8 protein-coding genes are annotated in these 9,558 nt (G+C 34.3%); 2 read left to right on the top strand and 6 right to left on the bottom strand.

The window, feature by feature from the left end:
• The first annotated feature begins 366 nt into the window (after positions 1-366).
• Together AB1422_12600 and AB1422_12605 are read left to right on the top strand one after the other, a co-directional pair.
• On the top strand, positions 367-1,239 hold the full coding sequence (locus AB1422_12600) for a hypothetical protein (GenBank protein MEW6620153.1): 873 nt from the start codon (positions 367-369) through the stop codon (positions 1,237-1,239).
• A gap of 353 nt (positions 1,240-1,592) precedes the next feature.
• Positions 1,593-2,315, top strand: a complete 723-nt coding sequence (locus AB1422_12605) for a LysM peptidoglycan-binding domain-containing protein (protein ID MEW6620154.1) — start codon at positions 1,593-1,595, stop codon at positions 2,313-2,315.
• 311 nt (positions 2,316-2,626) lie between these two features.
• Here AB1422_12605 and AB1422_12610 read toward each other — a convergent pair whose 3' ends face one another.
• From AB1422_12610 to AB1422_12635, 6 genes are all read right to left on the bottom strand, one after another.
• Positions 2,627-2,962, bottom strand: a complete 336-nt coding sequence (locus AB1422_12610; protein MEW6620155.1) for a GxxExxY protein — start codon at positions 2,960-2,962, stop codon at positions 2,627-2,629.
• Between the two features lie 345 nt (positions 2,963-3,307).
• Positions 3,308-4,315 (bottom strand): hypothetical protein, encoded by a 1,008-nt coding sequence (locus AB1422_12615; GenBank protein MEW6620156.1) that lies wholly within the window; start codon positions 4,313-4,315, stop codon positions 3,308-3,310.
• Entirely contained in the window at positions 4,282-4,413 is a 132-nt protein-coding gene (locus AB1422_12620) for a hypothetical protein (GenBank protein ID MEW6620157.1), read from the bottom strand. Before AB1422_12620 ends, AB1422_12615 begins: the two co-directional genes overlap by 34 nt.
• 328 nt (positions 4,414-4,741) lie before the next feature.
• Positions 4,742-6,574, bottom strand: a complete 1,833-nt coding sequence (locus AB1422_12625) for a hypothetical protein (protein ID MEW6620158.1) — start codon at positions 6,572-6,574, stop codon at positions 4,742-4,744.
• Between the two features lie 13 nt (positions 6,575-6,587).
• Positions 6,588-8,588: a secretin N-terminal domain-containing protein gene (locus AB1422_12630; GenBank protein ID MEW6620159.1), complete on the bottom strand. Its 2,001-nt coding sequence runs from the start codon at positions 8,586-8,588 to the stop codon at positions 6,588-6,590.
• 136 nt (positions 8,589-8,724) lie between these two features.
• Positions 8,725-9,246, bottom strand: a complete 522-nt coding sequence (locus AB1422_12635) for a prepilin-type N-terminal cleavage/methylation domain-containing protein (protein ID MEW6620160.1) — start codon at positions 9,244-9,246, stop codon at positions 8,725-8,727.
• Positions 9,247-9,558: the final 312 nt, after the last annotated feature.

Consider the following 9,558-nt stretch of genomic DNA (forward strand, 5'->3'; position numbering starts at 1 on the left):
CTCTCATAAGATTCAATGATAGTGATGTAAAGAAAGATATAGACAATGTTTTAAGGGCAATTGAAGGATGGATTGAACAATCACAACCCCCTAACCCCCTTTATTAAGGGGGAATTGCCTGGAAACCCGGGGTAAGTGTAGCCTCCCTCTGGGTAGAGGGGAAAAAGTAAAATTGCCCTCCACCCCTATTTAAAAGGGGTGAAAATCAAGAAAAAGCAAGAAATTGACATTTGCAACTCTTTTGAAATCAAGGAGTTATATAGTAGGAGGGCAATAAGAAAAAAGCGTATTTGTAACTTCTTGTTAATCAAGGAGTTATGAATTTCGTGAAAGGCTGTAATAAAAATAAAAAGGAGGTAAACTATCATGTTAAAGAAAAATATTATGATAGTAGTATTAGGAGGAGTTATATCCGTATGGTTAACATCTTTTTCTTTTGCGGCTTTTAAATTTGAAGGGGTTGGTGCAAGACCTTTAGGTATGGGAGGTGCATTTGTGGGATTAGCCAATGATATTAATACACTTTATTATAATCCCGCGGGTTTAGCCGATATACGCGAACGGATAGAAACCTATATGTATTCCCAGAAATTAGAGGTTCTAAAATATCATTATGTTGGTATTGCCCAAAAAAATGTTGGATTTAGTTTCGTTACTCAAAATACAGGGGATGAATTAGGTGGTAAGAATATAAATCAGCAAAAATTAGATATGAGTGAATCTGTTCTTGCCCTTTCTTATGGGGGATATATAATAGAGACAATGCCTGAGTTAGCCTTAGGAGGGAATCTAAGAGTGCTAAATTTGAATTCACCTACAAGATCAGGTTCGGGATTTTGTTTTGATATTGGGGCTTTGTATAAACATCCAATGTATGAACATATATCTTATGGGGTAGTCATCCGTAATATTAATGCAGAGACTCTGGATGAAGAAATAGATGAGGTATTTTCTGTTGGGGTAGGATATAAATTAGATAGCCCCAAAATGATATTTGCCGCTGATATAACTACTAAAAAAGATTATGCAAAAACAAGTGATACAAAATATGGCTATAATTTAGGATTAGAATATACACCTATTCCCATTTTAGCCGTGAGACTGGGCCTGGCAGATGGGAATATTACCTGGGGGATGGGTTTTGCACAGGAGAAATGGCAGTTGGATTATGCCTTTGGTTCTATCGATGCGATAGAAGATTTTAACAACCACTATATCTCTTGCACCTTAAAGTTCTAAATAGATGTAACTATACTCAAATAAATTGAGTTTGCAAATATTTTGTTCTAAAAAGGGATCAAGGATTCGAGGGGTGAAGGATTCAAGTGCTTGAAAAATAAGGTGTTCACTCGACCCTTGAATCCTTTCAAGAAAGTTTTTGCAAACTAGTTTTGTTTGGGTATATTTAGCCATCTGAAGTGAAACAAGAGGTAATGTTTGTCAGGTTCAGGGTTCAAGGAGCAAGGTAGAAAATAAGCCCCCGTGTTCCGTGGTTGGTGAACCGACTGTCTTACTTCAGATGAGTAAATAAATAATTACCCAAAATTTATAAATAGTCTTAAAAATGAACAGTAAAAAGGGGAGAGGATAAAATGATAAAATATAATTTAAAAACATTAATTTCGACAATAATTGCTATTTCTCTCATATTTCCTACCTCAGTGAGTGCTAAAATTACCCCTAAAGAAATAAAAGATAAAAAGGTTGAAGTTATTACTATTAAAAAAGGTGATACCTTATGGGATATAGCTAAAGTTTGTTATAAAAACCCATTTATGTGGAAAAAATTCCAGGAATTTAATATTATTACCAACCCTGATTTGATTTTTCCAGGTGAGAAATTAGTCATTAGCGCTGAAGATGCTAAAAAATTAAAGGAGATATTAGAAAAGAGAGTAATTGAGGTAAAAGAAGAGATAAAAGAAATAAAAGAGAAAAAAGAGATACTTAAGAAGAAAAAAGAAGAAAAACCTGAAAAAGTAGAAGTGATAAAAGAAGTTATCAAAGAAAAAGAAGTTAAAGTTCCTGTTCCAGATGAAGCGCTTCTAAAGAAAATTGCGATGTTAGAACAGGAAATAAAGTTATTAAAAAAAGCAGGGAAAAAAGACGAGAAGCCGCCTCAAAAGGAAATTAGGGTATTAAAAGAGCAGATAACATCTTTACAAGAGGAAGAAGCAATACTACAGGCATCTATCGTTGAATTAGAAGAAAAACTTGCTATAGAAAAAACAGACAAACAAGAATTAGAGGGATTTTCACAATTTCTGGCTGTAGGTATAATGTGTGCAGTTATACTTTTGAATACATTTAAATAATGCTCTGTCATACTTCAATTGATAGATAAAAGGTAATTGTTCACCGCAGAGACGCAGAGAAAGAGAGAGGAAAATATCTTTTTTTTTCGTGTTTTTCGGTGTTTAAAAAGGCTTAAAAACAATTACTCGAAAGTAAGTATTAAAAGATTAATAAACAACGAAAGACCCAAAATGCACAAAAAAAAGGAAATTTCTGTTTCTGGTGAATAGATTTTAATTTTTTGTAACCGTTCAGGGCTATACATTACAGGGCTATACATTAGAAGTGTAAACAAGGAGAAATGGGGAAAAGGGAGAATTAGAGAAATGGCTCAAACTTTTTCTTGCTCCACCCTTCGAACATCAATCTTGGAGTCTGCGAAATTTACCAGTAACCCTATTTCTTTATCCACTGCTCTAAGGTATGCTCTAACCTGATTATAATACTTCCCACTTATCTCCTCAACAGTTTTAATCTCTACCACAATCTCATCTTCAACAAAAAGATCAAGTCTATCAATCCCAACCTCAACACCTTGATAGAATATCTTGACTTCTTTTTCTGATTCAAAGATGATGTTCTGTCTTGCAAACTCAACCTTCAAGGCATTGTGATAGATGCTCTCCAGAAAACCAGGTCCTAATGTCGTGTTGAACAAATAACGCACGGAATTCGATTCTGGTAACTGGTGATTGGTAACTGGTAATTAAATACCGTTCGGCTGAGCTCAGGACGAAACTATTTAACCAATTACCAATTACCAGTTACCAATTATCCGTTTGCAGGTTACGAAACCTGATGATGCCCCGTGCAAAACTTACTCAATACGACACTAACTTTTGATGGACATTAATACAGGCATTAATAATCCTATCAGTTAACTCTTTTTCTCCATTTCTCCATCTTCTCTCCCTTTCTCCTTATTTTTATCCTACCTGAACTCTTACAATTTTTTCTGTGCATCTCTGTGTCTTTGCGGTGAAACGGTTACGAAGGTTTAATCTCTCACTAATTATTTCATAAAGAAAAGTCCTGCCAGAAAGATTAAATAAAATCCACTAGCTCCTAATAATACATAAGGATTAATTTTTTCTTGAATACTCATCATTATAAAAATAAGTGTAGAAACTACTATGGGAATACCGCCTGTTAGAAGTGCTATTCCCTGTAAGTGCCAGGGACTAAATAAAATTCCTAACATAACCAGAATAGTAGCTTGAAATATCATCGAACTAATTATATTGCTTAATGCCAATGTATCTTTGTTATCTTTTAACCATATAATTATATTAATTTTTGAAGGAATTTCAATTACCAGAGGAGCAAAGATTATCGCTAAAATTAACCCTAATAATGGAGATTGAATTCCAATAGTTATTTCTTTCATAGTATGAACAAATAAATAACTCCCTCCGATTAAAGATATTAAAGAAATGACAAGTTGGGAGATAATAGTTGCTGATGTTGTTTCTCCTCTACCCCCTGAGAAGTATAATGGGGTGTAGAGTTCTTCAAATGCTCTTTCTTCATAAGCAATACTTCGATAGAGATAATAGCCATAAATTATTAATAAAACAAATCCAATGAATATTTGTGGGAACTTATCTTCAAGTAACCCTGCAAATATGGCGAAGGAGTAAGTAATTAAGAAAAATTTCAAATCTCTTGATATAATTAGCTCATCAGCGTCTATTTCACTATCTCGCTCGCCTTTTTTAGCCAGTAATATAATTGTCAATCCAAATATACCAGGGGCTAATGTGGATAAAATAAGTGGTGCACCAATGATTGCTCCAATACCTATTGGTATAGTTTCTGTTCCACGGAGGAAAATAAAGGCAGTTAAAGGAATTATTATCTGTGGAAGACATTTCCCTGTGATTGAGATGATATTTCCAATAGTTCCTTCGGCTAATTCAAATGTCTTCCCCAGCCATTCTATAGCATTATTGAAAAAGAAACAGGAAATAAAGATTAATCCTATGCTTAAAACAAATAAGATAATTGAAATAATCTCCATGATTTTTCTTCTCCTGAAAATAGAAAGTAGAGAGTAGAGAGTAGAAAGTAGAAAGTAAAGAAAACATCACTCCTCACGCTTATCTCCCCATCTCCCACCTTCTATCTACTATTTTCATCTTCATTTGTGAACTAACGGTTCATGACCGTTTCCTCTGAAAATGAACGCAGATTTATTCGTCCTTCTAAATAAATTATCGGCATTTTAATAAAATACTTTAGATGGGACGGTCTATTTTTTTTCGTTTTTACAAAATAAAAACTGGAAAACCTAACTTTTCTGGGACGGTTCACTTTTGTTTGAAAGATTGCGGTTAGAAATTCGAAATTAGAAATTGGGACAAAAATCAAGAATCTTTCTCTCTAATTTCGAATTTCCAATTTCAATTCTCTCTATTCTTTTATATCCAACTCTTCCAATCTACCATCAAATATTTAACCCAATGCGTTTTTCATCAATACTGCCAATAAGTAATTTAGCCGCCTGAGATGGGTCTGTTTCTAAAATAATCCTTCCTTCAAATAATTCTATGACCTTTTTAGCAAGTATATTGCCAATGAGGGGACTACTAAGAATGGTTTGATTTAATCCAAAGTGGACTGGAATTCCTAAACTTAGAAGTCCAAATCCCATCGCCGTTGGTTTTTCTATTCCCAATTCATTGACAATAGCGACTATTGGGAGGTCTTTTAATTGCATATCAAGTCTTGTGGCAATAGCGAATAAAAGATTTAAAATATGAGCAAAATCAATCATACTCCCAAAATGCCAGATAGGTGGTAGAGCCTTTTCAATATTAGATTGTCGGGCTAAACTACACAGGATATTTCCCAGTTTTTGACCTGCATATTCAACGACGGCAGTGGTATTCATAAGTCCTGCAGAAATACAGGAATAAATACTACATCCTGTGCCTAATATCAATATATTTTTCTTTAGGAGTTCTTTGACTATTTGGAGATGAGTTTCATTAAGTTTTGGACAACCAATTAATAAAGCAAATCCCTGTATTTCACCAGATACCAACCAATGAAGTAAAGGTTTGAAGGGGTCAATTGAATTTAACTTGCTTAAAATATCAACCAGTCCTTCAAAAGAAAAACCTGCAGAAAATGACATTAGTTTTTTTGGAGAATCTATGGAGATAGTTTTTTTACGGTTTGCAAAATTGCTAATAGCGGTCTCGATAATTTCAACGGCTTTTATATCGTTTATTTCTTGAGTATTGATAAATTGTGTATGGAAAGAATTTACCATTTGTTTTAGAGCAGGATAAACACATCCCTCATCTGCCATGACCATTTCCACTAAACCTGTCCCCACAGCAAGTTCTTGAAGGTCTGCCCCACCGAGCCAATGAATATTACCTCGACCTAATATTTCATTTCCAATACAACCCAAACCCAGGATATTTATTCCCGTTGCTCCCTGATGATGAGCCTTCGTTATCATTTCTTCAGAATTTGCTAATTGGACAATTTTGTCGCCTGATAATGGGAAATGTCCGATTAAGATAATATTTACCTGCGGTTGTTCTAAAATCTCCATTCCTGTTTTTGTCTCAACTAATTGATGTGGCAAAAGAAGGGTATCTTGAAGTTCTGAGGCAATAATCATTGTCAAAAGGTTTGTTAATCCAATCTTAAATCCCTGTATTAAAAAATCCTCTTCATTTGAAGTAACACCCAGACTACATAAATGATTACCCTGTAAGATTTCACTTGTGGCTGAATTGGGGAAGATATTCTTTTCAATAAGGTCAAGTCTTACTCGTTTTGGAAGATAGTTATAGACAAACCGTGTAGATACAGGAGAATTCTGTATTGGATTTTCAATATCCGCAAGAGCCTTTAATGCTACTTCTTTTTTGTCTAATAGTATGTCAAGTCTTTTGGCTATTTGTTGTAGTTTGCCTTCATTTTTTATCCGGCAAGATGTATCTAACAAAGAGAAGGCAATCTGTTTAGCATAAATTATACTTGAGGTTGTTCCTTTTATGATGGACGATAGAAGGTTTTTAGCAATGATAGTATCTAATGTATCCCCACAGATACCTGTTAGTTTTTGTTTATGGATTAATTTTAAATGAAGTGGGAGTTGACTATGGCTGAGTTGACAGGGGCCCATAGCACATTGATTACAGCAGACTAATAATTGAGCAAAGGCACATTGAGTTTTGTGATATTTATTTTGGCGATGAAAAATGGTTTCAATATTTTGGTTATTTTCATGATTAAAAAAATCATTTCTTTTTATCATAATTAACAACTTTCTATTTTTTACTTTCTAAAGAAGTTGGGAGAATATACGGTGTGATATAAATGACAAGTTGTGATTGCGATTCCTCTTTTGTTAATTTTTTAAATAGATACCCAATAATTGGGATTCGTCCTAATATAGGGACTCTGGATTCTGATTCATTTTTCTTTGATTGAACTAATCCACCGATAACGATTGTTTCTCCATTTTTCACTCTAATTGTTGTGTTAACCTTTCGTTCGCTGGTAATGGGCAAGGAACCGCCACCGGCTCCTGTTTCTGTTTCGCCTGTTTTATCACTAACTTCTGGTGAGATTTCGACATTAATTTCACTCGAGGCAGTCACCCAGGGTTTAATTTTTAATTTTATCCCTGTTTCGACTACCCTTGGCACACCAACAGGTTCTAATTTTCCAGTCGCTTCATTATATCTATGTTCTCGATACCGATACATTGTCAAAACATCAATATTTGCCTCATGTCCATTTAGAGTAGCAAGAGTAGGATTAGCCCGAATAGTTGCCTTTCCCTCTTTTATCAAAGCCCTTAGACTTGCGGAGAATTCTTTACTTAATTCCCCAACTTTATAAGTTAGTGGTAAAGGTATAATCTGGTCTGGAAATAGTTTTATATCAATATTTCCTTTTTGATATTTTGCCTCTGCTAATCCTAATTCTCGACCCCATGTTGTTGTATAATCAACAATTAAAGCCTCAATCATAATTTGAGGGGCTGGTTTGTCTATTTGAGAGAGATATTCCTTCACTTTATCAATTAGTTGTTGAGTGCCGATAATCGCCAGGGCATTTTGGTCTTTAAGTAATTTAATATTGGTTTTAGGAAAGGCATCTGGCAGAGATTTTAAAGCCTCTTCTACATTTATCCAGTTAACCTTAATTACCTCTGAATTAACAAAGGTAAGAGCCGCCGCACTTAAAGATACCCCCTCTCCTATAATATAAGTTCCATTACTTTTAGTAAATGTAAAATTAGTTCCTTCTAATATTAGTCCTAATAGTTTTTCTAAAGGGACATCAGTGAGATGAGCATCTACTTTACCCTTGACATAGCCTGCGGTAACAATATCAATCTTTCCTTGAACCGCAATCGCCCTTATGACCTCTTCTAAGTTTGCGGATTTTAAATCTACAGTAAACAATCCTTCCTGGTTGACCATAATAGAAAATGTTTTTTTACCTTCCATTCTGGTCACTTGAAAGATTTCATTAATCTTTTCTACAGTAAAGCCATTAGTTTCTAAAAGAGCCCGCAATCCTACTTCTAATGGTGCATTTTCAAGATGAGAAGATACCTCACCAACAACTGACCTATCGGCAACAATATTTATTCCCCCTTGAATGGATATTTCGCGTAATACCTTAAGTATATCAGCAGATTTAACATCCAGTGATAATAGTCCATTTTTAACAATAATTGTTCCTATTCTCTCTTCTTCTTCGCCACCTGCTCCAACGACATATATATCTTTTACCTTTCGATATTTAAAGCCACCCGTTCTAAGTATTCGTTCAAGACTTGTTTCTACCGGGACATTTTTTAGATATATTGATATTTCTCCAACAACAGATTTATCCGTAATAATATTAACTCCACTTTGTAAAGATATGTCTCGTAGGATTTCATTAATATCTACTTTTTTTGCATCTAAGGTTAAATATCCACGCTCTACAGATAAGGTATAAGGTTTTTTTAAATCAATTTTTTTTACCTTATAAATATCACCTTTTTTTTCATAAGTTAATCCATGGGCATTAAGTAAAGCCATTAATCCTGTTTCAAAAGGGACTTTTGTCAGGTGTATTGTTACTCGTCCTTTGATAGGTTCATCTGTGACAATATTAACTTTTTGCTGTGAGGCTAATGAGCGTAAAACATCATTTATATCCGCCTCACGGTAATCAATGGTAATAAGATTAGGTGTTGTTATTTCTTCAGTTACGGCTAATGAAGAGCCAATTAAAAGAAATAAAGTAGCAAGTAATATCTTTTTCAAATCTTCACCTCTTGTGTAAAATAAAAGGAAATATGGAGATTATGTATGGGAAAGTGAGATTCACTGCTTACCTTCTCCCCTTCATCATCTCCCTTATTTCCCTTTTATACTTCAGCTGTATAAACCTGAATGGTGACTATATTTCATGTCCATAATTAGAGTAATAGATAGTAGATGAAAGGTTATTAAAGGCATTGGTATCTTGATGAGTACAATTTATCCGCACATCGCCACTGTTAGAGCTATATATCCATCCACCTATGTCATTAATTTGTCCCTGTGCTATTTCATCATAGAGGTTAGTTGGGACATAGTGAATATGTGTTTCAGTTTCTTCAGTATGCGGATGTGGATTAGACCGTTGAAGTGTTGCTCTGGGTATCTTTTGAATATAGTCAGGCACAAAAGGAGGATAAGTTTCACCGCCATTATCCCACTTTTCAGTATTTAATAGTCTGGGCCACATTCCTCTCGTATCCGCAAAATAAATAACGATAGATGCTCGCAATGCTCCTAAATTAGCTTTTGCCGCGGCTTCTCTTGCCTTATCTATCAATTGCATAAATTTAACTACACTTATCGCGGCTAAAACACCTATTATTCCAACAACAATCATTAACTCAAGAAGGGTAAATCCACCCTTATTATTCTTTTTCATGAAATTCCTCATTATCTATTTATCAATTCTCATTTTTAGGGTTCTGCAAAACCAAGAAACTGTAGTTGTTAAGCGGGTATTTAAAACCTCTATTTTTATCAATTTCCTCCAAAGAGCAAAATGCAAAACTCGTTTATAGTTTAGGGTTTATAGTGTATAGTTTATAGTGTATAGTTTATAGTCCTTCAACTATCAACTATAAACTATCAACTATAAACTATCTTTGCCAAAGTTCAGTAAAATTATCTCTTTCCTTTCAGCGTTAAAATACTTGAAGCAAAGATATTACCAAATTCCTCCAACTCTTTGAGA

It is taken from the genome of bacterium (assembly GCA_040757115.1).
Classification (GTDB): Bacteria; UBA9089; CG2-30-40-21; order CG2-30-40-21; family SBAY01; genus JBFLXS01.

Excerpts from the sequence above, each read along its gene's own strand:
- AB1422_12600 (MEW6620153.1), top strand. The coding sequence starts at position 367 with ATGTTAAAGAAAAATATTATGATAGTAGTATTAGGAGGAGTTATATCC.
- AB1422_12605 (MEW6620154.1), top strand. The coding sequence starts at position 1,593 with ATGATAAAATATAATTTAAAAACATTAATTTCGACAATAATTGCTATT.
- AB1422_12615 (MEW6620156.1), bottom strand. The coding sequence starts at position 4,315 with ATGGAGATTATTTCAATTATCTTATTTGTTTTAAGCATAGGATTAATC.
- AB1422_12625 (MEW6620158.1), bottom strand. The coding sequence starts at position 6,574 with ATGATAAAAAGAAATGATTTTTTTAATCATGAAAATAACCAAAATATT.
- AB1422_12635 (MEW6620160.1), bottom strand. The coding sequence starts at position 9,246 with ATGAAAAAGAATAATAAGGGTGGATTTACCCTTCTTGAGTTAATGATT.